Origin of the sequence: Tessaracoccus sp. MC1679 (assembly GCF_014164775.1) — a bacterium.
In the GTDB taxonomy this organism is placed as follows: domain Bacteria; phylum Actinomycetota; class Actinomycetes; order Propionibacteriales; family Propionibacteriaceae; genus Arachnia.
Window position 1 is genome coordinate 346246 of sequence record NZ_JACJGB010000002.1, and the last position, 23910, is coordinate 370155.

28 protein-coding genes are annotated in these 23910 nt (G+C 68.0%); 11 read left to right on the forward strand and 17 right to left on the reverse strand.

All coding sequences use genetic code 11. The features are described from left to right. Positions 1-58 precede the first annotated feature (58 nt). The 4 genes from H5398_RS04810 to H5398_RS04825 all read left to right on the forward strand — a co-directional run bounded on the left by H5398_RS04810 (position 59) and on the right by H5398_RS04825 (position 4118). The gene (locus tag H5398_RS04810) at positions 59-2857 is read left to right on the forward strand and encodes a heavy metal translocating P-type ATPase (RefSeq protein WP_182799286.1); all 2799 of its coding nucleotides are present in this window, start codon (positions 59-61) and stop codon (positions 2855-2857) included. A gap of 28 nt (positions 2858-2885) precedes the next feature. Then, positions 2886-3167 (forward strand): metal-sensitive transcriptional regulator, encoded by a 282-nt coding sequence (locus H5398_RS04815; protein ID WP_182799188.1) that lies wholly within the window; start codon positions 2886-2888, stop codon positions 3165-3167. A 93-nt stretch (positions 3168-3260) separates the two neighbouring features. Continuing rightward, a complete protein-coding gene (locus H5398_RS04820) occupies positions 3261-3515 on the forward strand; it encodes a hypothetical protein (protein WP_182799189.1) in 255 nt (84 codons plus the stop codon). 285 nt (positions 3516-3800) lie between these two features. Beyond that, complete coding sequence (locus H5398_RS04825; RefSeq protein ID WP_182799190.1) at positions 3801-4118, forward strand: hypothetical protein; 318 nt, start codon at positions 3801-3803, stop codon at positions 4116-4118. Here H5398_RS04825 and H5398_RS04830 read toward each other — a convergent pair. The 8 genes from H5398_RS04830 to H5398_RS04860 form a co-directional block, all read right to left on the reverse strand. Continuing rightward, complete coding sequence (locus H5398_RS04830; protein WP_182799191.1) at positions 4072-4863, reverse strand: ABC transporter ATP-binding protein; 792 nt, start codon at positions 4861-4863, stop codon at positions 4072-4074. The genes H5398_RS04825 and H5398_RS04830 overlap by 47 nt on opposite strands. Then, complete coding sequence (locus H5398_RS04835; RefSeq protein WP_182799192.1) at positions 4860-5660, reverse strand: ABC transporter ATP-binding protein; 801 nt, start codon at positions 5658-5660, stop codon at positions 4860-4862. Before H5398_RS04835 ends, H5398_RS04830 begins: the two co-directional genes overlap by 4 nt. Continuing rightward, complete coding sequence (locus H5398_RS04840; protein ID WP_217652162.1) at positions 5657-6535, reverse strand: ABC transporter permease; 879 nt, start codon at positions 6533-6535, stop codon at positions 5657-5659. Before H5398_RS04840 ends, H5398_RS04835 begins: the two co-directional genes overlap by 4 nt. Beyond that, a complete protein-coding gene (locus H5398_RS04845; protein WP_182799193.1) occupies positions 6532-7497 on the reverse strand; it encodes an ABC transporter permease in 966 nt (321 codons plus the stop codon). Before H5398_RS04845 ends, H5398_RS04840 begins: the two co-directional genes overlap by 4 nt. A gap of 43 nt (positions 7498-7540) precedes the next feature. Then, the gene (locus H5398_RS04850) at positions 7541-9085 is read right to left on the reverse strand and encodes an ABC transporter substrate-binding protein (RefSeq protein WP_220489130.1); all 1545 of its coding nucleotides are present in this window, start codon (positions 9083-9085) and stop codon (positions 7541-7543) included. Positions 9086-9202: 117 nt separating this feature from the next. Next, positions 9203-9637 carry an OsmC family protein gene (locus tag H5398_RS04855; protein WP_182799194.1) on the reverse strand — a complete coding sequence of 145 codons (435 nt, stop codon included), beginning with the start codon at positions 9635-9637 and terminating at the stop codon, positions 9203-9205. 216 nt (positions 9638-9853) lie between these two features. Then, a complete protein-coding gene (locus H5398_RS17185; protein ID WP_255443536.1) occupies positions 9854-9979 on the reverse strand; it encodes a hypothetical protein in 126 nt (41 codons plus the stop codon). A 25-nt stretch (positions 9980-10004) separates the two neighbouring features. After that, complete coding sequence (locus H5398_RS04860) at positions 10005-10634, reverse strand: 4a-hydroxytetrahydrobiopterin dehydratase (protein WP_182799195.1); 630 nt, start codon at positions 10632-10634, stop codon at positions 10005-10007. A gap of 111 nt (positions 10635-10745) precedes the next feature. Here H5398_RS04860 and H5398_RS04865 point away from each other — a divergent pair, with 111 nt between their 5' ends. After that, positions 10746-11072, forward strand: coding sequence for a metalloregulator ArsR/SmtB family transcription factor (locus H5398_RS04865; protein ID WP_370586058.1), 327 nt, complete (start codon positions 10746-10748; stop codon positions 11070-11072). A 1-nt stretch (position 11073) separates the two neighbouring features. Continuing rightward, a complete protein-coding gene (locus H5398_RS04870) occupies positions 11074-12015 on the forward strand; it encodes a three-helix bundle dimerization domain-containing protein (RefSeq protein ID WP_182799197.1) in 942 nt (313 codons plus the stop codon). Between the two features lie 11 nt (positions 12016-12026). Here the strand turns inward: H5398_RS04870 and H5398_RS17700 are convergent, their stop codons facing one another. The 5 genes from H5398_RS17700 to H5398_RS04895 all read right to left on the reverse strand — a co-directional run bounded on the left by H5398_RS17700 (position 12027) and on the right by H5398_RS04895 (position 16529). Further along, positions 12027-12698 carry a winged helix-turn-helix domain-containing protein gene (locus tag H5398_RS17700; protein ID WP_182799198.1) on the reverse strand — a complete coding sequence of 224 codons (672 nt, stop codon included), beginning with the start codon at positions 12696-12698 and terminating at the stop codon, positions 12027-12029. A 67-nt stretch (positions 12699-12765) separates the two neighbouring features. Next, positions 12766-13575 carry a phosphate ABC transporter ATP-binding protein PstB gene (pstB, locus tag H5398_RS04880; RefSeq protein WP_220489167.1) on the reverse strand — a complete coding sequence of 270 codons (810 nt, stop codon included), beginning with the start codon at positions 13573-13575 and terminating at the stop codon, positions 12766-12768. 34 nt (positions 13576-13609) lie between these two features. Then, positions 13610-14566 (reverse strand): phosphate ABC transporter permease PstA, encoded by a 957-nt coding sequence (gene pstA / locus H5398_RS04885; RefSeq protein WP_182799200.1) that lies wholly within the window; start codon positions 14564-14566, stop codon positions 13610-13612. Beyond that, a complete protein-coding gene (gene pstC / locus H5398_RS04890; protein WP_182799201.1) occupies positions 14566-15510 on the reverse strand; it encodes a phosphate ABC transporter permease subunit PstC in 945 nt (314 codons plus the stop codon). The genes pstA and pstC overlap by 1 nt, the downstream gene beginning before the upstream one ends. A gap of 23 nt (positions 15511-15533) precedes the next feature. Then, entirely contained in the window at positions 15534-16529 is a 996-nt protein-coding gene (locus tag H5398_RS04895; protein WP_182799202.1) for a PstS family phosphate ABC transporter substrate-binding protein, read from the reverse strand. Between the two features lie 325 nt (positions 16530-16854). Between H5398_RS04895 and H5398_RS04900 the strand changes: the two genes are divergently transcribed. Beyond that, positions 16855-17118 (forward strand): hypothetical protein, encoded by a 264-nt coding sequence (locus H5398_RS04900; RefSeq protein ID WP_182799203.1) that lies wholly within the window; start codon positions 16855-16857, stop codon positions 17116-17118. Between the two features lie 167 nt (positions 17119-17285). Next, positions 17286-18170, forward strand: coding sequence for a serine/threonine-protein kinase (locus tag H5398_RS04905; RefSeq protein WP_182799204.1), 885 nt, complete (start codon positions 17286-17288; stop codon positions 18168-18170). A 69-nt stretch (positions 18171-18239) separates the two neighbouring features. On the opposite strand, the gene H5398_RS04910 is transcribed toward H5398_RS04905, so the two are convergent. After that, a complete protein-coding gene (locus tag H5398_RS04910; protein WP_220489131.1) occupies positions 18240-18953 on the reverse strand; it encodes a TetR/AcrR family transcriptional regulator C-terminal domain-containing protein in 714 nt (237 codons plus the stop codon). 77 nt (positions 18954-19030) lie between these two features. On the opposite strand from H5398_RS04910, the gene H5398_RS04915 reads away from it, so the two are divergent. Together H5398_RS04915 and H5398_RS04920 are read left to right on the forward strand one after the other, a co-directional pair. Continuing rightward, positions 19031-19747 carry a DUF4386 domain-containing protein gene (locus H5398_RS04915; protein ID WP_220489132.1) on the forward strand — a complete coding sequence of 239 codons (717 nt, stop codon included), beginning with the start codon at positions 19031-19033 and terminating at the stop codon, positions 19745-19747. Between the two features lie 171 nt (positions 19748-19918). Next, complete coding sequence (locus H5398_RS04920) at positions 19919-20611, forward strand: 2'-5' RNA ligase family protein (protein ID WP_182799205.1); 693 nt, start codon at positions 19919-19921, stop codon at positions 20609-20611. 4 nt (positions 20612-20615) lie between these two features. Here H5398_RS04920 and cobS read toward each other — a convergent pair whose 3' ends face one another. Genes cobS through cobA form a run of 3 tightly spaced genes read right to left on the reverse strand, consistent with a single transcriptional unit; the run spans position 20616 to position 22769 of the window. Continuing rightward, positions 20616-21395, reverse strand: coding sequence for an adenosylcobinamide-GDP ribazoletransferase (gene cobS / locus H5398_RS04925; protein WP_220489133.1), 780 nt, complete (start codon positions 21393-21395; stop codon positions 20616-20618). Continuing rightward, positions 21392-22021, reverse strand: coding sequence for a bifunctional adenosylcobinamide kinase/adenosylcobinamide-phosphate guanylyltransferase (gene cobU / locus H5398_RS04930; protein ID WP_370586053.1), 630 nt, complete (start codon positions 22019-22021; stop codon positions 21392-21394). The genes cobS and cobU overlap by 4 nt, the downstream gene beginning before the upstream one ends. Before the next feature lies 1 nt (position 22022). After that, complete coding sequence (cobA, locus tag H5398_RS04935; RefSeq protein ID WP_182799206.1) at positions 22023-22769, reverse strand: uroporphyrinogen-III C-methyltransferase; 747 nt, start codon at positions 22767-22769, stop codon at positions 22023-22025. An 85-nt stretch (positions 22770-22854) separates the two neighbouring features. On the opposite strand from cobA, the gene H5398_RS04940 reads away from it, so the two are divergent. After that, positions 22855-23847 carry a class I SAM-dependent methyltransferase gene (locus H5398_RS04940; protein ID WP_182782032.1) on the forward strand — a complete coding sequence of 331 codons (993 nt, stop codon included), beginning with the start codon at positions 22855-22857 and terminating at the stop codon, positions 23845-23847. Positions 23848-23910 lie beyond the last annotated feature (63 nt).

The window sequence follows — 23910 nt, forward strand, 5'->3', positions numbered from 1 at the left end:
CCTCGAGTTATACCCCCCCAGGGTAATGGGTGGGAGTCGAGAAGAAGTGGAGATTGTGATGCTCTGGCTGGTCATAGGTGGGGCGGTGGTCCTGACCGGGCTGCTGTTGTGGTTCTTCTTTGGCCCGAAACGGGCCGGGAAAGTCCGCATCGAGGACGGTGTTCAGGTGGTCGATGTGACCGTCGACGGGGGCTACAACCCCGGCGTGATCGAGGGGGTGCGTCCCGGGATGCCGGTGCGGATCATGTTCGACCGCCGAGAGGGCGGTGAGTGCACCTCGCGAGTTGTGATGTCGGACTTCAAGGTCAACGCGAGCCTTCCCGCGTACCGCACCACCGCCGTCGAGTTCACGCCCACGGAGGCCGGCGAGTTCCGCTTCGCATGCGGCATGAACATGGTCTCCGGTCTGATCCGCGTCACCGGCGACCCCCACACCGCACCAGCCCCCCTCACCGCACCGGAGCATCATGCGCAGACGACCGCCTCCCCGGCGGCGACGGGTCTGTCGACCGACGGCGCCGATGACGATGAGGCGGAGCGGGCCGCGGAGATCGGGGACCTGACCCGGCGGGTGACCATCGGCGCGATCCTCACAGCCCCGGCGCTGATCGCGGTGATGGCCGTCGAACTGTTCGGCGCCACCTGGGTGCCTGAGATCTTGATGAGTCCGTGGTTGCAGTTGGCGTTGATTGCGCCGGTGATGCTGTGGTCGGGGTGGCCGATCCACCGCGTCGGGTGGCGGGCCTTGTCGCACCGCACCGCGGACATGAACTCGCTGATCACGCTGGGCACTGTCGCGGCGTTCGGTTACAGCCTGGTGGTCACCTTCGCCCCCGGCCTCCTGCCTGAGGAGTTGCGGCAGGTGTACTTCGAAGCCGTCGGGGTGATCATCACGTTGATCCTGCTCGGCCGTCTCCTGGAAACCAAAGCCAAGGCCGGCACCGGTGAGGCCATCCGTAAGCTGATCGGCCTCCAGCCCCGCACCGCGCGGGTCCTGCGCGACGACACCGAACTGGAGATCCCGGTCGAGGACGTCGTCGTCGGCGATGTGATCGTGATCCGTCCCGGGGAGAAGATGCCCGTCGACGGTGAAGTGATCCACGGATCCTCCGCTGTCGACGAGTCGATGGTGACCGGCGAATCCATCCCTGCGGCCAAGACCGTCGGCGACACCATCATCGGCGCCACCATCAACGCCACCGGGGCACTGCGATATGTCGCCACCAAGGTCGGCTCCGACACCATGCTCGCCCAGATCATCAAACTGGTCCGTGAGGCCCAGGGCTCGAAGGCCCCCATCCAACGCCTGGTGGACAAGGTCTCCAGCTACTTCGTCCCGGTCGTGATCATCATCGCGGTGTGGACGCTGGCGATCTGGCTGCTGGTGGGTCCCCCGCCGGTGTTCGTGTTCGCGCTCGTCGCCGCGGTCTCGGTCCTGATCATCGCCTGCCCCTGCGCCTTGGGGCTCGCGACCCCGATGTCGATCACCGTGGGCACCGGCAAGGGAGCCGAACACGGCATCCTGATCCGCTCCGCTGAAGCACTGGAAACCGCGCACAAGCTTGACGCGATCATCCTCGATAAGACCGGCACCATCACCAAGGGTGTACCGACCCTCACCGACGTCGCCACCGTGGCAGCGTTCGATGAGAACCAGCTCCTCGGCTGGGTCGCCGCTATCGAGAACAGCTCCGAGCACCCCCTGGCGGCGGCGATCGTGACCGGCGCCACCGACCGCGGTCTCACCCTGGGCGAGGTCACCGACTTCGACTCGGTCACCGGGCAAGGCGTCCGCGGCCACGTCGACGGCCACGACGTCCTGGTCGGCAACCGGCGACTTCTCGACGAAAATGGCATCAGTACCGACACGCTGCGGCCGCTGCATGACGCGCTCGCAGCAGGGGGCAAGACGCCGATGCTGGTGGCCGTCGACGGGCTCCCCGCGGGAATCGTGGCGGTCGCCGACACCATCAAGGACGGCTCCCCCGCCGCGGTCGCGGCCCTCCAGGCACGCGGCATCGAGGTCATCATGATGACTGGCGACAACCGGGCAACCGCCGCCGCGATCGCCTCCCAGGTCGGGATCCGTCGCGTGGTCGCCGAAGTGATGCCCGCCCACAAGGCCGCCGAGGTCCGACGCCTCCAGGACGAAGGCAAGATCGTCGGAATGGTCGGCGACGGCATCAACGACGCCCCCGCCCTCGCGCAGGCAGACGTCGGCTCCGCGATCGGCACCGGCACCGACGTAGCCATCGAATCCTCCGACATCACCCTGATCTCCGGCGCCCTGTCAGGGGTGGTCACCGCCGTTGACCTGTCGCGGGCCACTATGCGCAACATCAAACAGAACCTGGTGTTCGCGTTCCTGTACAACACCCTCGGCATCCCCATCGCCGCAGGTTTGCTCTACCCGTTCTTCGGGATCCTGCTCAGCCCCATGGTCGCCGCCGCGGCCATGGCGCTGTCCTCACTGTCGGTGGTCACCAACGCCAACCGGCTCCGCCGCTGGGCACCACACCCCATCGACCAGACCCCCACCCCCGTCACCCCCGTCACCCCCGTCGTCGAAATCGGCGGCGAAACCCCCACCACCCAGCACCACACCACCGGAAAGGACACCCCCATGTTCGGCAAGAAGACCACCGCCACCGCCCAGATCGATCCCGTCTGCGGCATGAAGGTCAAGCCCGCCACCGCGGCCGCCACCCGCACCATCGGCGAGACCACGATCTACTTCTGCTCCACCCACTGCGCCGAAGCCTTCGACGCCGACCCCGCCCGCTACGGACACCCCCACGCCCCGGCCGAGCACCCCCACGAGCCCACCCACACCCCCGCCCCGCACCACCACCACTAGGCGCCGAACCAGACCAGGTCCAGGACACATGACCAGCAACCCACAGCGTCAGGAACTCATCGGCCAACTCGCGGTGATCGAAGGCCACATCCGTGGCATCGCCCGCATGGTCGACCAGGACGCCAACTGCATCGAGATCCTCACCCAGACCTCAGCAGTCACCGGCTCGCTGCGCTCAGTCGCCCTGGACCTGGTCGGCAACCACCTCCAGCACTGCCTCACCCAGGCCATCCAGTCAGCAGATCCCGCCTACCGCGACGCCAAGGTCGCCGAGGCCTCCACAGCCATCGCCCGCCTCGTCCGCAGCTGAACCGTTCTTGATCAGAGGTTGACCGGCCGCGGATCGGATCTGAATCCGGCCCCCGCACAGTGGAAGCAGCACCCGAACGAGAGGAACCGGCTCATGAGCCTCCACAGCCACCACCGCCCCACCGACACCGGCCCCGACGCCCCACCCGCGGCCACCGGACCCGCCCAGCAGCACCAAGGCCATGGTGGCCACATGTGGCACATGCTCCTGATGTGCCTACCGTTGATCGGGTTCGGCCTGTGGTCCCTGTTCAGCGGAGGCGGCGGAGGCGCGCTGATCGGCGGCCTCCTCTGCGCAGGCATGATGCTGCTCATGCACGGCCGCCCAGGCGGCGGGCACCGCCACTGAACCTTGGCCGCGGCGAAGGCTCCGACCCCACCACACAAACCAAGCGAACGCCCAAGGCAAGGGGGTACCAGTGACCAGAAGCGCCGCTCCCCACGGCATCCATCCGTCTGGTACCACGGCGCCACGGGGCCGACCGCCTCCTGGCCACCGTCCTCTTCAGCCGCACCCTCCCACTGATCCGCTACGAATTGACCGACTCGATCCGGCTGGCCACCGAACCCTGCGCGTGTGGACTGCCGTTCCGGTGCCTGGACAGTCGCCGGCCGCACCGAAGCGACCCTCCGCATGCACAGCCGAACCGGAGAACCGGAGCTGATTCAGCCTGGCCGGTTCCACGACGCCCTCGAACCGCTAGCCATCCACGGCTGGCAGGTCCAACAAACCACCGAGGGGATCACGGTACGAATCGTCGACCCTGACCAACAGGTGGACCTCGACCAGATCACCCGCAGACTCAGAGCCGCACTCACATCCGCAGAAGTCAGCGACGATATCCACTTCGAAATCACCCCGGTTCAGGAACCTGCCCGCACCCCGCTCGGCAAGGCCCCCCTCATCATCGGCCAGAAGCAGGGGAGGCCGGGAGTCGAGGGATCGCGCTGATCAGTTGTCGCGTGTACGCCTCGTGTGGGTCATTCAGGATCGACATCGTCTCTCCCGTCTCGATGACCGTGCCGTCTTTGAGGACCAGTGTGGTGTCGCACAGCGCCGCGACCACGCTCATGTCGTGGGAGACCATCACGATGCTCAACTGTCGCTCGCGGCGGAGTCGGGCCAGCAAGTCGATCACCTCGATGCGGGTGGTGACGTCCAGGGCGCTGACCGGCTCGTCGGCCACCAGGACGGCTGGGTCCGTGACCAGGGCCCGGGCGATGGCGATCCGTTGCCGTTGGCCTCCGGAGAACTCGTGGGGGTAGCGGGCGAGGGTGTCGACGTCCAGGCCCACCTCCTCGATCGCGGCCGCCACCCGGGCACGCCGATCGGCCGACGATCCGCCGATGCCCAGCGACACCAGCGGCTCGGCGACGATCCTGTCGACGCGCATCCTGGGGTCCAGTGAGGCGTAGGGGTCCTGGAACACGGGCTGAACCGTTTGGCGCAGCTCCCGCACCTGGCGGCGGTCCCGCACATTCAGCTCCGCCCCGTTGAAGAGGACGCGGCCGACGGTGGGCGGGTGGAGCGCGAGCAGCAGTTTCAGTGCGGTGGATTTGCCTGAGCCCGACTCGCCGACGATCCCGAGGCTTTCGCCGCGGGGCAGCGCGAAAGTGACGCGGTTGAGGGCGGGGTCGGTGGCGCCGTGGTAGGTGAAGCCGACGGACTCGAAGGCCAGCAGTAATGGCGTGGTCACGAGACCCTCCCCGTGGTCAGTGCCTCGTCGAGTGCGCGGGCGCTGCCGACGAGCCGGCGCGTGTACAGGTCGGTCGGTGCGTGGACGATCTGATCGATCGGACCCCGTTCAACGATCTGGCCGCCCTGCATGACCAGGGCGCGGCTGACGGTCTGTGAGACCACGGCGATGTCGTGGGAGACGAACACCAGCCCCATCCCATGATCGACACAGAGTCGACGGATGAGGTCGAGGATCTCCGCCTGGACGGTGACGTCGAGGGCGGTGGTCGGTTCGTCGGCGATCAGCATCGCCGGGCGGCAGGCCAGAGCCATCGCGATGGCGACGCGCTGCCTCTGTCCGCCAGAGATTTCGTGGGGGAACGCCCGCAACAGCCGCTCGGTGTCGGGTAGCGCTACCTCCGCCAACGCCCGCTCGACGGCGCCCTTCACAGCGTGTCCACGCAAGCCTTGGTGCCGCCTGAGGGGCTCGGCGATGAGTTCGCCGACTCGGGTGAGGGGGTCGAGCGCGGTTGAGGGGTCCTGGAAGATCTTCGCCATCCGGCGTCCCCGGATCCCCAGCAACTGCTTCTTGGAGGCTCCGACGATCTGGGTGCCGTCGACGCGAACGGATCCTGAGGCCGTCAGTGACCGGGGCAGCAGGCCGAGCAACGCCAAGGTGGTGACCGACTTCCCGGAGCCTGACTCGCCGATGATCCCGACCCGTTCGCCCGGGTCGAGGCTGAACGAGATGGCGTCGACGACGCGCTTGCCGGATCCCGCGACCGTGATGGTGAGGTCCTCGACCTCGATGCTCATCTGCGCTCCCGTCGGGTCGGATCGAAACGTTCGCGTAGGCCGTCGGCCAACGAGTTCGCCCCCAGCACGATCACCAGGATGACCACGCCCGGTGCGACGGCGCCCCACGGGGCGGTCAGCACGGTGCTCTGCGCGCCCTGCAGCAGGCGGCCCAGCGACGAGTTCGGTGGTGGGACCCCCAGTCCGAGGTACGAGAGGCTCGCTTCCGCGAGGACGGCGGTGCCGAAGATGAGCGCGGCGGTCACCACGAGCGTGGGCCACATGTTGGGCAGCAGGTGGATGAACACGATACGCAGCCAACTGGTGCCCGACGTGCGGGCAGCGGTGACGAACTGCCGCCGCAGCAGCCCTTTGGCCAGGATGCGGGTGAGTCGCGCCACCACCGCCGAGGCTGCCAATCCGATCGAGACCACCGCCGAGGTCAGGCTGGCGCCCTGCATGGCGCCGATCAACATCGCGAGCAGCAGGGTGGGAAAGGCGATCACCACGTCCAGGAGAGAGGACTGCACGTCGTCAACCCAGCCGGTGGCGAACGCGGCGATCAGGCCGACGATGACGCCGATCGCCATCGCGATCGCCATGCTGCTGAGACCGACCGTCAGTGCAATCCTCGTGCCCACCATGACGAAGCTGGCGGTGTCGCGGCCGAGCTTGTCCGTGCCCAACCAGTGATTAGGTCCGGGTGGTTCGAGGCGTCCGCCGGTGGTGTCGGCCAGGTCGTAAGGCAGCCAAAGGAGCGAGACGACGCCGATGATCCCCACTGCCGCCAGTAGCACCAGGCCGATCAGGAGGCTCACCGGCAGCCCCCGCCGTCGAGCCGGGGCCGGGGCGATCGGCTCCGGGAGTGCGCTGCGGATCTCGATCCCGGCGCTCACGCGTGCGCCCCGGAGAGGCTGGACCGCAGTCGCGGATCGACGAAGCGCTGGGCCACGTCGGCCGCGAAACCGACGATCAGCACGAAGAACGTTGTCACCAGGAGGATCCCCTGGATGCTGGGATAGTCGTGCTGGGCGATGGCTTTGGTCAGCATGCTCCCCAACCCGGGCAGCGTGAACACGCTCTCCACCACGACGGCGCCCAGCAGTGTGGACGCGAGCTCGATCCCCAGGATCGAGATGACGGGCACCGAGGCGTTGCGGACCCCGTGGCGCAGGAACGCCTCGCCGAAGCCGCTGCCCAACGCCTGCGCGTTGCGGAGGTAGTCGCTCTCCAGGACATCGAGGGTGGCCGACCGGACGTAGCGCACCAGCGAGGCGGTCATGACGATCACGATCGTGGTGGCCGGTAGGAAGAGGGAGCGCAGCGCCGCGAGCGGGTCCGCCCAGCCCTCGCGAGGGAACCCCCCGGAGGGGAACAACCGAAGCTCCAACGCGAACAGCCACACGAGCAGGATCCCGATCCAGAAGACGGGCACCGCGATGCCGAGCTGCGCCACAGCGGTCACGGCGACGCCGAGCCGCGTGTGCGACCGAGCCGCGGCGACGTACCCGATCCCGCTGGCGAGCATGACGGAGATGACGAAGGAGATCAAGGTCAGCGGCAGAGTCACCTCCAACCGGGAAACGATGTCGGGCAGCACGGGGGTGCCGGAGATGAACGAGGTGCCCAGGTCGAGTCGCATCACGTCTCCGACCCACCGCACTAGCTGTTCGTGGACGGGAAGGTTGGAGCCCACCTGCTGTTGCGCGGCCTCGATCTGCTCCGGGGTCGCGTCGACCGACAGAAGGGCGTTGGCGGGGTCGCCGGGCAAGAGCCGCAGCAGGACGAAGATCAGCAGCATCGCCAGAACCAACGACATCAGCAGGAAAGCGGCGCGCCGGGCCAGGTAACTACCCATGCTCCGGCACACCGCCCTCCCGTGTTGTGATGCCTAGAACTACTCAGGCCTTGGTGATGTTGTACACGTAGAACTGCGAGTTCAGACCGTTGACCGGGAACCCAGACACCTCGCTGCTCGCCACCACGATCTGCGGATAGAGGTAGAGCCAGTTGCTGGCCGCCTCGGTGGCGATGATGGTGTTGGCCTCCTTGAGCTTGGCGGTCTGCTCCTCGGGGGTGGCGGCCTGTTCGGCCTCGCCCACGAGTCGCTGAACGTCGGCGTTGTCGTAGCCCCAGTAGAAGTCCGGGTTGCCGTACCAGACCACGTCGCGGTCGTTGACATGCTCCTGAAGGGTCGCCTCGAACGCACGCTCCTTGAACACCACGGAGTACCACTCGTCGGCCGTGATCACCTTGATGTCGACGGTGATGCCCACCTTCGCGAGTTCCGACTTCAGGAACTCGGCCACGGCCGGGTGCGGGTCGTAGTTGGGCGTCTGCAGCGTGAACGTGAACCCGTCGGCCAGGCCCGCCTCGTCGAGCAGCTGCTTGGACAGCTCCGGGTCGTACGGGTTGAGGGAGGTCAGGTCCTCGTACCACGGGTCCGTGGGGGGCACCATGGAGCCGATGAGCTGGCCGCGGCCCGCCCAGATGGACTCCAGCAGCTTTTCGCGGTCGACGGCGGAGTACACGGCGCGACGGACGCGGGCGTCGCCGAACGGGGCCACGCGGTCGTTGAACGCCAGGAGTTCCTTGGTGGTGGAGGTGCCCTCGCTGATCTGGAAATCGTCGCTGCCCTCGAACGGGGTCAGGGCGTCGGGGCTCTGGATCGTGGTGACCAGATCGATCTCTCCGGTCAGCAGCGCGTTCGACTCCGCGCTCGCGTCGGTGAAGTAGTGGAACGTGGCGCGCGCGTTCTTCGCCGGCTCGCCCCAGTAGTCGTCGTTGCGGACGATGCTGAGGGTGCTGCCGCGCTGCCACTCGTCGAACACATAGGGACCGGTGCCGTCGGCTTCGACCTTGGCATCGGCGAGGTCAGGGTTGACGATCCACACGTAGGCCATGAGGTAGGGAAACGAGATGGAGCGGTTCTTCAGCGTGAACTCGACCGTCTGGTCGTCCGGGGTGGCCACGGACTCGACGACGGCGTAGCTGCTCTTGCGTGCCGCCTGCGACGCCTCGGAGGTGACGCGCTCGAAGCTGGCCTTCACATCGGCTGAGGTGAGCTCCCTGCCAGAGTGGAAGGTGACCCCCTCCCGGAGGGTGAAGGTGTAGGTGAGGCCGTCGTCGCTGACCTGGTAGTCCTCGGCCAACAGGTTGGTCAGCGAGCCGTCGTCGTTGAGCTTGATCAGCGACTCGTACACGTTGCCGTTGAGGGCCTCGGTGACACCCTGACCGCCCGCATCGACGTTGCTGAGGTTGCTGGGCTCGTACAGGGACCCGATCTCGATCAAAGCCTCCGCATCGAACGCGGCTGGCGCACCGTCCACGGACGACGATCCGACGCTGGGGGTCTCGTCACCGGAAGGACTGGCGCACCCCGTCAGCATGAGGCCGGCGGCCAACATCCCTGCCAGGGCTCGCACGATGTGACGTGGGTGATTCATCAAAAGGTCCTTCCGGTATGGCTCGCGAGCTTCGCCTCGCACGACTGCCAACATCCGCGGAGGCAGAATCATTCCTTGTGGGAGATCGATTTCGCCGCAGGCGGACGACATCGCGCCTCAGACGTCGGAGCCCTTCATGGTGACAGGGGTGCCGAGCTCGATGGTCCGCGACACCGTGCACAGCCGATCATGCGCCTGCTGGATACCGCGCCCCAGCAGGAGGCGTGCGCGATCCCCATTCTCGCCCTCCGGGAAGACGACCCGGAAAGTCACCTCGATGTCCTCCAGCCGGTTCCCGGTGGAGTCCTTGACCTTCGAGGCCGTGACATCGACATTGAACACGTCCGGCTCGGAGCGACGATGCGTGATCAGATCCACATCGATCGCGCCGCAGCCGGCGATCGCCGCCATCAACAGCTCCACCGGAGTGAAATCGCTGCTATCGCCGCTCCCGATAGGTAGAGTCCCCCCGCGCTCATTGCGGGCCTCGAAACTCAGATGACTCAAGCGGGACACCTGCACAGCGGCGGGGCGACGGGTCTCTTCGATCATTTAGTCCTCCTTCGTCCCGCCCAGCCTAGGTCTTCCGGCCGGAGGGTCTGAGGGGGCCTCATCAGATCCTCCGTCGAGATCGTGACCGGGGCCGAGCACGGCCCGTCCATCAAGATCACCTCGGGTCCACCGCGATCCGCAGGCGCTGCTCAGACTCAGAAAGGCCGGAGGCGGACTGCCTCAGCTTGTCCTTCACTCGAGCCGGTTGAACCCCAGCTACTGGACCGACCGGCCCTCGATCATGGTCGACACATTGGCCGCTACGGCAGCCAGGTAGTCCATCTCGGCCCGCTGGTAGCGCAAGGCCATCTTGGGTGAGGTGTGGCCAGCGATTGCCTGCACCGCTCGGAGGTTTCCTCCTGACAACCTATAGGCCAAGGTGAGGCCGGTCACCCTTGTGCCGTGGAAGACGTACCCACCGTGACTGGTTCTCGTAGGTGATCCGTCCGCCGGCGGCCCGTAGCGCAGTTGTCCTCTGTGCCACCAGGTCCCACGGGGTGCCCGCGTCGAGATGAATCCGGTTGCGCAACGGCCGGGGCGGGTCCATCCCCTGGAACCAGAGCCGCGGTTGGCGGCCCAGCGGGTCAGCCAGCCGGTCATCCGCGACGCGATCGAAGCGGAAAGCGGCCTGCCAGAACGGCGCGAGCGTCGCTGCGACGGTGGCGTCGATCGCGATCTGCATGCGCTGCACCGCTGCCGGGTCAGCGCGTAGGCCGAGGTCAGCGGCCGCGGCCGAGATCTGCCGGGCGAGGGAGACGTCGCGTTCGCTGAGCTGGCCCACGTCGTGGCTGAACAGCCGAAGGTGGACGCCCGATGCCCGCACGTCGATGTCGGGATGGTGCCCGGCGGCCTCGGCGAGATCAGCTACTCGCCGCACGAGCACGGCGCCACCGAGGTGCGAACGGGTATCGAACCACGCGTCGGCACCGGCGTTCAGGGCCCGCCAGTCCCCGGTGCCGCCGGCTTCCTGGAACTGCTGCGGGGTCATGATCGTCATAGCTCATCGTGCCACCGAGCACCCCCTTCGCCCAGAGCCAGCGAATGCAGTCACAACGTCCGCGTCGACACTCGTGGCGCTGGCGGGATACCCAGGTAGGGTGATTGCGTGGTGTCGATTCAGGGTGCAGCGAGACAGGCGAGTGGCGCTGCCCGGCGTCCGTTGACGCGGGCGGAAGCCATAGAACTGTCGCAGACGCTTCGGGTGATCGCGGATCCGACCCGCCTTCAGTTGCTGTCGATGTTGCATGGCAGCGAGTCCAAGGAGTCCTGCGTGACGGATCTGGCGGAGGCCCTCGACCTCAGTGCGGCCACCATCAGCCACCACATGTCATTGATGCACGATGGTGGTCTGCTCACCAGAGAACGACGCGGCCGCCAGGTCTGGTACTCCATCCGGGCTGAGCGCCGCGAATCAGTCTCCGATCTCCTCGGTTGACGTGACCCAGCCACCGCGCAGCCACGGGACGCCGCTGGGGCCAGCCGACGCCGAGCGCCGAGCGGCCCAACTGGCAGCACTGGTCAACCCAGACCTGGTGATGGTGCTCAGCCACATCGCCGCCAGCGAGATACCACTCGCGGTGGAGGAACTCTCGGCTGCCACCGACCTGCCGTCCAACGAAGTTGAGCGACACCTCGGCACCCTCATCGATCGCGGTCTGGCCGAGCAGTCGCGCACTCAAAGCCTCGGTTTCAACCCCACGGCCGAGGCGCTGATCCACTTCGGGCGGTTCCTGACTGTGCGCGCCGCAGACAACCACCCATCGCCCGACGACGAGACGCTGCCTCCGGCGCTGGCAAGGGTGGTGGACCGGTTGGCCTACCGGTTCGCCGCCAGCTTCTCGCGCGAGACCGTCAGCCGTCTCGTGGCCGACAGCTACACACGTCTCTCCGCCCGCGCACGAATCCGGACTCACATCCTGCCTATGACGGAGAAGTTCGCCGCCGATCGACTGTCAGCCCTCGCAGTGGTGGAAGGCCGGGTCGCCTCCGGTGTGCCCGAAGTGTTGTTCGTCTGCACCCACAACGCCGGTCGATCACAGATGGCCGCTGCCTTCCTCCGCCGTGAGGCTGCGGAGCAGGTACACGTGCGAACCGCAGGCACGAAGCCGGCCGCGCGGGTGAACCCGGCGGTGATCGCGGCGATGGCGGAGATCGGTATCGACATGCTGCAAGAGTTCCCCAAGCCGCTGACCGACGAGGTGGTGCTGGCCAGCGACGTCGTGATCACCATGGGGTGCGGCGACTCGTGCCCCGTGTACCCGGGGCGCCGCTACCTGAACTGGGACATCGACGACCCCAGCGGCCAACCTCCCGACCGTGTGCGCGCCATTCGTGACGACCTTCAGCGGCGGGTCCACGACCTGATCACGAGCCTCTGAAACAGGCTCGATCAGCCCAGCGGCGTGGGATCCACCCAGCGGTACCCGACCCCGCGCACCGACTGCACGGCGTCGTCCGCTTCCACGCCGTGAGCCAGGAGCCGACGGCGGAGGCGCCCGATCGCGACCCGCACCGCCACCACCGCGTCGACCCTGCTGGAGCCGAGCACCGCCTGCAGCGCATCAGTGGGGACGGTATGTGGCGAGTTGCGCACAAGCACTTCCAGCAGTTGGAAGTCTTTGGGGCTGAGCGTCACCATCTGATCGCCCAGTTTCAGCGCCGAGGCCTCCGGATGCAGCGCCGCTGCCGCGCCGGTGACGACCCGACCGGGGCCACTGACCCCGATGCCTCGTAGGTGATCGCACAGTTCCGACGATGAGAGGGGAAACGAGATCAGGCCCTGCGCCCCGGCGTCCAGGGCTGCCACGACCATGCCCGGATCCTGGTCACCCGAGAGGCCCACGAGAACAGGAACCCCCGCATAGCCCCTGACCGCGGAGATGAAGTGGGCGATCTCCACGCCAGGCAGGCTCAGCGGCACCACCACGACGGAGACGTCTCCCTCTCCCACCGCGATGAGCGCCGACGCCCCGTCGAAATGGATCTCCACATCGACGCCCCGCTGTGAGAACGCCCACAGCGGCTGCCCGAGCGGGGAGGGGAGGCCTTCCGGGGGAATCACCACCGCCCTCACCGGCCAGCGTGGCGGTCGGACACCCGCAGTCCGGACAGCAGATGCGCCCATCGACTCAGCCGAACCGGCCCGAGATGTAGTCCTCCGTGCGCTTATCAGACGGCCGCTCGAAGATGGTGCGCGTGTCGTCGTACTCGACCAGCCGGCCCGTGCGCTGACCGGTGATCGGATCCTGCGCGGCTGTGAAGAACGCTGTCCGGTCCGCGACACGCCCGGCCTGCTGCATGTTGTGGGTGACGATGATGATGGCGTAGTCCTCGCGGAGTTGGATCATCAGATCCTCGATGGCCCCAGTCGAGATGGGGTCCAGGGCCGAGCACGGCTCGTCCATCAGGATCACCTCGGGCTTGACGGCGATGGTCCGCGCGATGCACAGGCGCTGCTGCTGGCCGCCGGAGAGTCCGAAGGCCGACTGCTTGAGCTTGTCCTTGACCTCGTCCCAGATCGCCGCACGGCGCAGACTCTCCTCCACCAGGTCGTCCATGCTGTCGACCTTCATCTTCGTGACCCGCGGGCCGTATGCGATGTTGTCGTAGATGGACTTGGGGAACGGGTTGGGTTTCTGGAAGACCATGCCGATCCGTCGCCGGACCTCGATGGCGTCCACCTGGGGAGCGTAGATGTCCTGGCCGTGGTAGCGGACGGACCCGGTGAGCCGTGATCCCTGAACGAGGTCGTTCATGCGGTTGAGCGACCGGAGAAGGGTCGACTTGCCGCAGCCCGAGGGGCCGATCAGCGCGGTGATCTCGTGCTGGGAGAAGGACATGTTCACATCCGTGACGGCAAGGAAGTCGCCGTAGTAGATGCTCACGTCGCCGCAGCTGATGATCGTGGAGGGCGCTTTGGTGGAGTGTGCCGGGTTCATGGCGTGCACGGTCATGGTGTCCTCAGAGACTCGTTCACCAGCGACGCTGGTAGTGGTTGCGGATGAAGATGGCGAGCCCGTTCATGGCCAGCAGAAGCACCAGCAGCAGGATGCTCGCGGCTGCGGCGAGGACGTGGAACTCGGCCTGCGGTCGGCCGACCCAGTTGAAGATCTGGATCGGCATGGTGGTGTAGCCACTCAGGATCCCGTTGGGATCGAAGCTCAGGAACACCAGTCCTCCGAGGACCAGAAGAGGCGCGGCCTCGCCGAAGGCTCGCGATAGCGCGAGGATCGATCCCGTGGCAATACCTGGCACGGCGGCGGGCAAGGTCTGCAGCCAGGTCGTCTGCAGGGGCGTTGCCCCGAGCGCCAGCGAACCCTGCCGGATCTCGACCGAGACGGCGCGGAGGGCCTCACGGGTGGAGATGATGATGACGGGGAGGATGAGCAGCGCCAACGCGGTGGCGCCGACGATCACCATGTTCTTGTTTCCGACCCCGACGAAGGAGAGGAAGGCGAGCGTCAGGAGACCGTACACGACCGACGGGATCGCGGCCAGGTTCTGCACGTTGAGTTCGATGACCCGGTTGAACCATTTGGTCCGGTCGCTGAACTCCTCGAGATACACCGCGGCGGCGATACCGAGCGGAATGGCCATCACGGCGGTGGTGCCGATCACCCACAGGGAGCCGAGGATGGCGGGCTTGGCGCCCGCCCGCTCCGGATCAGAGGCCGGGTACTCCGTGAGGAGCCGCGAATCGAGCCGGGGTAGGCCCTCGATGAACGTGGTCACGATCAGGGTGAGGAGGAAGATGAGGGCGAACGCGACTGCCAGCCACATGACGACGAGGAAGGCCAGGGCCTTGGGGCTGTTCTCGCCTCCCTCGGCCCTTCCCAGGGGTCGGTGGGCGGGAGAACCGGACCCGTCGGGCCCGGAAGTGGTGGCTGGCGCCAAAGGCCTTGCGGATCGTTGGGTGGTGTTCTCGGCCATCAGTACTCCTCCCGGAAGCGTCGAACCAGAGCGATGCTGATGAAGTTGATCACCAGTGTGACGAGGAACAGCAGAAGACCGACGGCGAAGAGCGTGTCGTACTCCAGCGACCCGACCCGAGAGTCACCCAGTGCCGCGTTGGCGATGAAGCCTGTCATCGTCTGCCCTTGTTCAAGCGGGCCTGTGACCATGCGGGCCTGGTTTCCCGCGGCGATGGCGACGATCATGGTTTCGCCAACAGCGCGTGACACACCGAGAATGACGGCGGCGAGGATCCCCGACATGGCTGCGGGGAACACCACGCGAAGGGTGGTCTGCATGCGGTTGGCGCCGAGCGCGGCCGACCCCTGGCGCATGGCGTCGGGAACCGCGGTCATGGCGTCCTCACTGATAGAGGCAATGGTGGGGATGATCATCACGCCCATGACCAGTCCTGCAGCGAACACGCTGAACGCGCCGGTCTCCAGGGCCAGCCACTCCTTCAGCACCGTGGCCTGGATGAACGTCAGAGCGAAGAGTCCGTAGATCACGGTCGGCACGCCGGCCAGCACTTCAAGGATCGGCTTGAGGAATGCCCGGAGGCGGCGCGGGGCGTACTCCGCCAGATAGATGGCCGAAGCGAGGCCCAGCGGCACTGCGACCAGCAGCGCGATCGCGCTCGTCCACAGAGTGGCGGTGATCAATGGCAACACACCGAAGCTGGCGTCGGCGAACCGCGGCGCCCACCTCGTGCCGAAGAGGAAGTCCCAGACGGGTACCTCCCGGAAGAAGCCGATGGACGGTATCACCAGGGCCACGACGATGCCCACCGTGATGAGGACCGACAATGCCGCCGCCACCCTGAGCAGGGTCATGACCACGGTCTCACCGTGACGGGCGCGGTGGCCCAGGTCCAGGGCTGGGGACCTCTCGGCCCCCAGCCCCTGAGCAGTTGTGCTGGACATCAGAAGTTGTCTCGACCGCTCGATCAGCTGAGCGACGCGAGCTCTTCCAGGGCCGTGGCCTTCTGCTCTTCGGTCAGGCCGACGAACAGCGCGGATTCGGCGATCTCGGCCTCGTTCTCGACATAGAAGTCGACGAAGGACTTCACCTGCGGCTTCTCGGTGTATGCATTGTTGGCCACGTAGATGAACAGCGGACGGCTCAATGGTGCGTACTCGCCGCTCTGGACGGTCTCCTTGGACGGAGCCACACACCCGGCACCGTTGTCGACCTGGACTGCCTTGATGATGTCGGGGTTCTCCTCGACGTAGCTGAGGCCGAAGTAGCCCACCGCACCCTTGTCGCCGGAGACGCCCTGGATGGTGATGTTGTCGTCCTCGGAGGGGGCGTAGTCGGTGCGCGAGGCGCCCTCCTCGCCGTTGATGGCGTCAGTGAAGTAGTCGAACGTGCCGGAGTCGGTGCCAGCGCCGAACAGGGTCAGCGCCTGGTCGGGGAAGCTGGGATCGATCTGGTTCCAGTTCATGATCTGGCCCTCGGACTCAGGCGCCCACATGGCCTGGAGCTGCTCGACTGTCAGGCACTCGGCCCAGTCGTTCTCAGGGTTGATGACGACGGCGAGCCCGTCGTTGGCCATGATGATTTCGGTGAACTCGATCCCGGCGTCGGCGCAGGCCTGCGCCTCCTCGTCCTTGATCGCACGGGAAGCGTTGGAGATATCGGTCTCCCCCGCGCAGAACTTCTGGAAGCCGCCACCGGTACCGGAGGTGGCAACGGTCACGTTGATGCCGGCCTCCACGTCGCGGAACTTGTCAGCAGCAGCCTCGGTGAGAGGGGCAACGGTGGAGGAGCCGTCGGCGGCAACGGATCCGGAGAGGCCGGCCGAGGTGCCGTCGGAGGAGGCCGCAGACGAGGCCGCGTCCGAGCTCGGTGCCGCAGGGGAGGTCTGGCCACCGCAGGCGGTGAGCAGCAGCGCAGAGGCGCAGCCCACGGCCGCGAGGGAGAGTCGAATGCGTCGAGTCATGTCGCAATGTCCTTTCGGGTGTGCATCAGCACAGTGACGAACCGGCAGCTGAACGCCGCCGCGACCTATAGAAGCCCGTCTAAATGAACGGAAGGTGAACGCGCTCTGAACTGGCGGCACACTTCGATCCACATCAAGATGAACGCCGTTACCATCGAGCCCACACACGTCGCACGATGGTGAAGATGCCGGCGTGAACCCGCCGCGTTGCATCGGCAACTGTGCAACTCGTGGCCGGTGACCGGCGTACTGCTGGTTGAGCATTCCAGAGCGGGGATGATTGTGGGGCTGCAAGCCACGTCGACGGACAGACGAGTACTCGCTGGTGGCGCCCACAGCCGTGGCGCTGTCGGCCGGATGCGGGTCGGGGACGTTACCGGAGATCACCTCGCTGCCGTCGATCTCGATGCCCGCCAGGCCGACCGCTCTACCCTCTCTCTCCCGACCCACGGCGACGGCCACCGCCGTGGACGCCGAGACCAGCCTCCTGACGAGTGCCGCCGCGCGCCTGCGCTCCGCCCGCGCCGGCGTGGAGGAAGCCCGGCGAACGATGCTGACGCTGCTGAACGAGGGAGCCCAGGACAGCTGAGCTGTCCCCGACCAGACACCTGAGCCCAGCGGACATCTGACCTCGAGGAGTGCGATCCGAACCGCAGGTATTAGGCTGAGACTCGACCGAATCCCCGTAGGCCGCTCAGCGAACCGGTAGTGGCGGAGCCAAGCCGGCGGTCTCGATGGTCAATGGTGGAGGTTGGGATGCAGCGACTGTGTCCGGGGCTGGTGCTCTCGGAGCGTTATCGGCTGATCCGCCATGTCGCCTCCGGCGGCATGGGCCAGGTGTGGGAAGCCGTGGACGACACCCTCGAACGCAGGGTCGCGTTGAAGATCATGCACCCGCACACACAGCACGAGCTGGCTCTCGCCGATCGGTTCCGCGATGAGGCCCGGTTCGCCGCGCAACTGTCCCAGTCCAACATCGTGACGGTCTACGACTTCCTCGAACACGAGGGCCTGTCCTGCCTGGTGATGGAGTTCGTGGAAGGCCCCAACCTCGCCGCCCTTCTGGCTGGCGGCCCGTTGGGCGCGGACGAAGTCCGTGACCTCATCCGGCAGCTGGCCTCGGCCCTGGCCCTGGCACACGAGGCCGGGATCGTCCACCGAGACATGAAGCCGGCCAACGTGATGGTGACCGGGAACCACGCCCAGCTGATGGATTTCGGCATCGCTCGCTCCGTCGACGCCGACTCGCGCACGCTGACCGGCCAGGTACTCGGCACCGCGCACTACCTGAGCCCGGAGCAGGCGCTGGGGCAGACCGTCGGACCCGCCGCCGACATCTACAGCCTGGGCATCCTCGCACACGAGATGCTGACCACCACCAAGCCGTTCGATCGCCTGACACCGATCGCCACAGCGCTGGCCCATGTGCAGGATCCTCCGCCGCCCCTGCCTCCCGGCACGCCGGAGGACCTGGTGGCGCTCGTCACGGCCTGCCTCGCCAAGGATCCAGATCAGCGCCCCTCTGCGGCCCTTATCGTGCGGATGATGGAGGACCCGGCGAGCGATCCTCATCACCCCGCAGGCCTGGAGGCGGCGATGGCGCAGTCGGACCTCCCCAGGCGCGCGCTGCTCGACGACTGACCCGAGGTCCCAGGACGGAAGCGCCGGCTCGAGACTCCTGTCCAGCATGCACGTGTGCCCCGCTCAGGGTCAGCCGCCGACCGGGTGCCCTGCCGAGGCCGGATAGGCCGCCCTGGCCAGGCCGTCGAGCAGCAGGTCCAGCGTGAACTCGAACTCATTGTTGCTGTCGCACCAACCGAGGGGGTCCTCGGCGTTGTCGTGGACCTCTGAGGCCACCATCGCGGTCAGGTGAGGTAGGGCTTCGGCCATCGCAGCGAACTCCGCGTCCGAGGCCTCCTGGTCAGTCGCGCCGCCCTCCGAACTGGGGCTGAACAGCTCCTGGGTGAACCCCAGCACCATGGTCCCGAGGGCGTGGATGGCCCGATGGCCGAGGTGGTAGCTCAGGCCGCCCCGCACCATGGTGGCGAGAATCTCCTCGTAGTAGGGGTACAGGCCCGGCGGAATGCTCGCGCGTGAGCCGAGGAGGGCCGGTGCCCAGCGGTGCCGCACCATCACCTCGCGCGCGGCGAGGCAGCGGCGCCGCAGCGCCGTGCTCCAGTCGTCGTCGGCACGCTCCCGATCCGCAACCGCCACATTGATCTCGTCGATCACGGCCTCGGCCAGAGCGTCGAGGAGGCGCTCCTTGCCCGCCACGTGGTGGTAGAGGGACATCGCCTCGACGCAGAGGTCCGCCGCGAGCCGGCGCATGGTGAGAGCGGAGACTCCCTCGGCGTCCACCAAGGCCATGGCAGCCGCGAACACCCGCTGCCTACTCAGCGGTGTGCGCACGGATCCTGCGGTCACAATCTCCCCTTCCCCTCTTGCGCAACCTTACACCGTATGGGTCTCTTACAACGTAAGGCTCTTGGCAGGAGAACCTCATGTCAACCACCGCCACACCCCTCACCAGCGCTCGACCCGCCACACCCATGCCCGGGGTGATCCGCACCGCGCGCACCACCGGCCTCCTCTACCTCGGGCTCGCGGTCACCGGGATGCTCAGCTACATGGTCATCCGCAGCCAGCTCTACGTCGCGGATGACCCCTCGGCCACCCTCGCCAACCTGACCCAGCAGCCGTTTCTCGCGCGTCTCGGCATCGTGATGGAGATGGGCGTCGTGATCACCCAGGCGCTCGTCGCCGTGTGGTTCTACCGCCTCTTCCGGACCGTCAACTCGTTCGCGGCCGGCTCGATCGCCGCGTTCGGCATGGTCAACGCCGCGGCGATCCTCGTCAGCGGGGCCCTGATCGCCAGCGCGTTCAGCGTCAGCCAGGACCCCTCGCTCGCCGTCAGTGGCGGGGCGGCCGCGACCGCGCAGCTGTTGTACGTCATGAGCGGGCACCTGTGGATCATCGGCGGCATCTTCTTCGGCCTCTGGCTCATCCCGATGGGCTGGCTCGCCAGGCGGTCCGGGTGGATGCCCAGCGCGATGGGCTGGATCCTCATGGTGGGCGGGGTGGGATACGTGGCCAACGCCGTCCTCAGCTACCTGCTCCCGATGGGCGGCCCCGCCCTGGACCTGCTCACCGTGCCCGCCACCATCGGCGAGCTGTGGATCGTGGGCTATCTCTGCCTCCGCGGAGTGCGCCGGCACTGATGCCGAGCGCTCATCGTGCCGAGTTGCTGATGCCGCCGGAATGGTGTCGGTGACGACGAGGGGTCTGCAACTTGCTATCCATAGGGCGGCTTCTGCATATATGCGCAGATGCCGCTCTATGGGTAGCAAGTTGCAGACACACAAACCCGACCCTCCCGTCATGATGGGGTGGTGGAGTCTTCGTACCAACGCACCGTCGCCTGCGAGGACCGCGATTTCCCCGAATGGCACGGCGGATGCAGGCACGCGATGGTGTGGGCCGTCGATGCGGACGTCGACGCGGTCCGTGCAGGGGTCGGGGAGGCGCGCGGGCGCCTGGCCGACGTCCTCCTCCCCCGCTACGACCGGCAGCCACACGTCACCGTCGCCTACGCGGGTCTCGCACCCTCCCCCGGCGCCCGCCCCGGCGAGGAGCCGTACGGACCAGGGCGGCTGGCCTCGGATGTCGCGGCGCTGCGCCGGCTCGCCGCGGGGCCGTTCACGGTCAGGGTCGCGGGGTTGGGGTCGTTCCCGATGGTGCCGTATCTGGCCGCCGAGGCGCCCGAGCTGCACGCGGCCCATCGGGCCTTCGCCGTGGGCGGCGGCGGGTACGTGCCGCACGTCACCGTCGGGCACTACTCGGTGTCGCGGCCCCTGACCGACATCGCGGCCCGGGTCGACGGCTGGGCGCCGCCAGCCGTGGAGGTGGAGGTCCGGGAGTGGCTCCTGCTGGCCTATGAGACCCACGACATCGCGGGCCCCCTCACCACGCTCGGGCGCCTCTCGCTGGCCGATGGGACGTGGACGGTCGAGTCGGAACTGCCCGGTTTCACCCGTGACGGAGCCCTGTCCGCGCGGTCGCGGGCGGCAGGCCACACCGGCTGAGGGCCTAGACAGCCCTGTTGAGCAGGGCCACCAGAACCAGGAACGCGGCCAGAGTGACCTCGACGATGGATCCGAACACGTCGCCGGTCATCCCGCCGAGTCGCCGACGCAGGTGGCGGGCCCACAGGAACCCGACCCCGCCCGCCGCGACCGTCGCGCCCACGAACACCGCTGCGCCGCTCAAGCCAAAGGCTTGCGCACCGACCCCCGCCGCGACACCCACCACCGCGACCCCGGTGAGGACCGCCGTGGCGCGCGAGGTGGCGCCGATGAACAGCGCCCCGAATCCATGCTGCCGTGCCGACGCCCGCGACACTGTGGCCAGCGTGACCACGCCGCGGCCCACCATCGCCGCGACAGTCAAGGCCCCCGCCGCCAGCAGCCCGCCCCGCTCTGCCAGCGACGCCAGCGCTGCGCCGTCGATCAGCAGCGCCAGGGCCAGCGCGACCACGCCCATCGGCCCGATGTCGGACTGCCGCATGATCACCAACGCCTCCGCGGCGGGCTTCCGCGACCCCAAGCCGTCGGCCGTATCGGCCAGCCCGTCCAGGTGCAGCGCCCCCGTGAGGAGCGCGACGACGGCGAGCGCCAGCGCCGCGCCCAACCATCCGCCCGCCCCCAGGGCGACCACACCCCACAGCACCGCCCCGGCCAGCGCCCCCACCAGAAGCCCAACCCACGGGAACGCCGCCATGGCGCGCCCGGCCAGCCAGCGGTCGATCTCGGCCACGGGCGGCACCGGAATCACGGTGAACAGCCCTAACGCGGCCACGAATCCCCTCACTTGAGCCGCCTGGCGATCCCCGCCGTGCACAGCCACACCTCTCCGCAGACCGCCGCCAGGCGGGCATTCAGCCTGCCCAGTTCGTCACGGTAGAGCCGGCCCGACGGCGTGGCCGGGACGATGCCCGACCCCACCTCGTTGCTCACCACGATCGCGTCGCGGGCGGTACGAGCGAGCGCGTCGACCAGCCGCGACACCTCCGCCTCCACCCGATCCCGCCAGCCCGGCGCGTCGTCCCAGGCGCCGGCGTCGAAGAGGACACGGTCCAGCCAGACGGCCGCGCAGTCGATCAGCACCGCGGCGGGATCGTCGGCTTCCAGCACCGCCGCGAGGTCCTTCGTCTCGGTGGTCCGCCACGACGGGGGCCGACGCGCAACGTGGAGCGCGACGCGCTCGGCCCACTCCGCGTCGCCGTCGAGCACCTCGGAGGTCGCTACGTACTCCACGTCCGCGGCCCCCGCCAGCTGGGCTTCCGCCCACGACGACTTGCCCGACCTCGCCCCACCCAGGACCAGCGCCGTTCCCCGGCCGTGGACCATCGGCGTCACCTCGGCGCGCTGGGCGAGGCGGCCGAGCAACTCCATGGCGGTCTCATCGACGGGGTCCACTCGGAGGCTGAAGTCCACCTCAGTCCTCGAGCTCAAGAGCGGCCACTTCGCCGATCACGACGATGGCCGGCGGCCGGATCCCGGCCCTCTCCGACTCCTCGGCGATCCGCAACAGGGGCGCGCGCAGGGTCAGCTGCCCGGGCGTGGTGCCGTCGGCCACCACCGCCGACGGGGTGTCGCCGGGGAGCCCGTGGCGCTGCAGCTCGGCCGCGATATCGGGCAGGTTCTGCACCCCCATGAGGACCACAAGCGTGAGATTGGCCGCGGCGAGTGCTGCCCAGTTGACGTCGCTGCGGGGGTCCGACGGCGGCACGTGGCCGGACACCACAACGAAGCCCTGCGTGAGCCCTCGATGGGTGACGGGGATGCCGGCCAGCGCCGGGACCGACACCGCGGAGGTCACCCCCGGGATGACCCGGACCGGAACCCCGGCGGCCCGGCACGCCAGCCATTCCTCGCCGCCACGTCCGAAGACGTAGTTGTCGCCTCCCTTGAGTCTCACCACGCGAAGGCCCCGGTGCGCACGGTCAACCAGGATGGCGTTGATCTCCTCCTGCGGGGTGAAGTCGCCGCGCGGGATCTTGCCCACGTTGATGATCTCAGCCCCCGGCCTGGCCTCATCGATGCACTGGAGCGCGCCCAGGCGATCGTGGACGATGACGTCGGCCTGCCGGATCGCGGCGAGGCCGGCCACGGTCATGAGACCGGGATCCCCCGGGCCTCCGCCGACCAGGATGACGCTGCCGGGCGCGAACTCGTGATGCATGGGGGTCTCCTCGTGACGCTCAGCCCACACCCTAGCGATCGCGGGGACCGGCGCACTCCACGCGTCGCTTCCGTAGACTCACCCCATGCGTGACGCCGTTGATGACCTGATCTGGGACGAAGCCCCCAAGCAAGCCGGGGCGGTGGCGCTGCTGGACTCCCCCGCGCTCGTCGACGACGCCCTCACGCTCACCGCTGATGTGCGGGTGTGGTGCGACGACTGGCGCGACGCCGCCAAGGTCCCCGCCGACCTCCTCGTCGAGCACCCCTCGGACCTTGCCGGGGTGGACGTCGCGCTCGCCCGCCTCCCCAAGTCTTTGGGGGCACTCGACGAGATGGCCGCGCTCGTGCAGGGCGCCCAGGACGTCACCTTCGTGGGAGGCGCCCGGATCCGGCACCTCAACCGCTCCATGAACGAGGTCCTCGGCAAGCACTTCACCGCCGTCGCCGCCAGCCTCGGTCGCTCGAAGTGCCGCGTGCTCCGCGCCTGGGGACCCGAGGGGCACGAGTCGGACTGGCCGAAGGTGCGCGAGCACGCGGACCTCGGCTTCGCCGTCGCCGCCCATGGCGCCACCTTCGGGGGGACCAAGATCGACCCGGGCTCCCGCCTGCTCATCTCGGCTCTCGCGGGCGGCGGCCGCACCGCGGGCCTCGAGGCCGACGATGTCCTGGACTTCGGCTGCGGCAACGGGACGCTCTCGATGTGGCTGGCCAAGGCGGGCATGCGGGTCCTGGCCCGCGACGTCAGCTGGTCCGCGGTGGCGGCCACCGCCGTCGCCGCCGAGGTCAACCGCCTCACCGTCGACGCCACCTGGGGCGCCGGCCTGGACGGCTACGCCGATGGCAGCGTGGACGCCATCGTCACCAACCCACCGTTCCATCAGGGGGTGGCCAAGGAGTCCTCCGACACCCTGGAGATGTTCGACGACGCCCGCCGCGTGCTGCGTCCCGGCGGCCAGCTGTGGTGCGTGTTCAACTCCCACCTGCCGTGGCGAAAGGAACTCAACGAGCGCGTCGGCCCCACGAAGGTGGCCGAGCAGGATCCGCGCTACACGGTCACGGTGACCACGGCCAGGTGACCACCGATCCCCGCCATCGGGGTTATCAGGGACAACTCAGGGGTTTCACAGGCGCCTCATAGA

Excerpts from the sequence above, each read along its gene's own strand:
- pstC (WP_182799201.1), bottom strand. The coding sequence starts at position 15,510 with ATGTCCAGCACAACTGCTCAGGGGCTGGGGGCCGAGAGGTCCCCAGCC.
- pstA (WP_182799200.1), bottom strand. The coding sequence starts at position 14,566 with ATGGCCGAGAACACCACCCAACGATCCGCAAGGCCTTTGGCGCCAGCC.
- H5398_RS04905 (WP_182799204.1), top strand. The coding sequence starts at position 17,286 with ATGCAGCGACTGTGTCCGGGGCTGGTGCTCTCGGAGCGTTATCGGCTG.
- H5398_RS04810 (WP_182799286.1), top strand. The coding sequence starts at position 59 with ATGCTCTGGCTGGTCATAGGTGGGGCGGTGGTCCTGACCGGGCTGCTG.
- H5398_RS04860 (WP_182799195.1), bottom strand. The coding sequence starts at position 10,634 with ATGACGATCATGACCCCGCAGCAGTTCCAGGAAGCCGGCGGCACCGGG.
- cobA (WP_182799206.1), bottom strand. The coding sequence starts at position 22,769 with ATGCATCACGAGTTCGCGCCCGGCAGCGTCATCCTGGTCGGCGGAGGC.
- H5398_RS04895 (WP_182799202.1), bottom strand. The coding sequence starts at position 16,529 with ATGACTCGACGCATTCGACTCTCCCTCGCGGCCGTGGGCTGCGCCTCT.
- H5398_RS04825 (WP_182799190.1), top strand. The coding sequence starts at position 3,801 with ATGCACAGCCGAACCGGAGAACCGGAGCTGATTCAGCCTGGCCGGTTC.
- H5398_RS04845 (WP_182799193.1), bottom strand. The coding sequence starts at position 7,497 with ATGGGTAGTTACCTGGCCCGGCGCGCCGCTTTCCTGCTGATGTCGTTG.
- H5398_RS04940 (WP_182782032.1), top strand. The coding sequence starts at position 22,855 with ATGCGTGACGCCGTTGATGACCTGATCTGGGACGAAGCCCCCAAGCAA.
- H5398_RS04850 (WP_220489130.1), bottom strand. The coding sequence starts at position 9,085 with ATGAATCACCCACGTCACATCGTGCGAGCCCTGGCAGGGATGTTGGCC.
- H5398_RS04820 (WP_182799189.1), top strand. The coding sequence starts at position 3,261 with ATGAGCCTCCACAGCCACCACCGCCCCACCGACACCGGCCCCGACGCC.
- pstB (WP_220489167.1), bottom strand. The coding sequence starts at position 13,575 with ATGAACCCGGCACACTCCACCAAAGCGCCCTCCACGATCATCAGCTGC.
- H5398_RS04815 (WP_182799188.1), top strand. The coding sequence starts at position 2,886 with ATGACCAGCAACCCACAGCGTCAGGAACTCATCGGCCAACTCGCGGTG.
- H5398_RS04855 (WP_182799194.1), bottom strand. The coding sequence starts at position 9,637 with ATGATCGAAGAGACCCGTCGCCCCGCCGCTGTGCAGGTGTCCCGCTTG.
- H5398_RS04915 (WP_220489132.1), top strand. The coding sequence starts at position 19,031 with ATGTCAACCACCGCCACACCCCTCACCAGCGCTCGACCCGCCACACCC.
- H5398_RS04835 (WP_182799192.1), bottom strand. The coding sequence starts at position 5,660 with ATGAGCATCGAGGTCGAGGACCTCACCATCACGGTCGCGGGATCCGGC.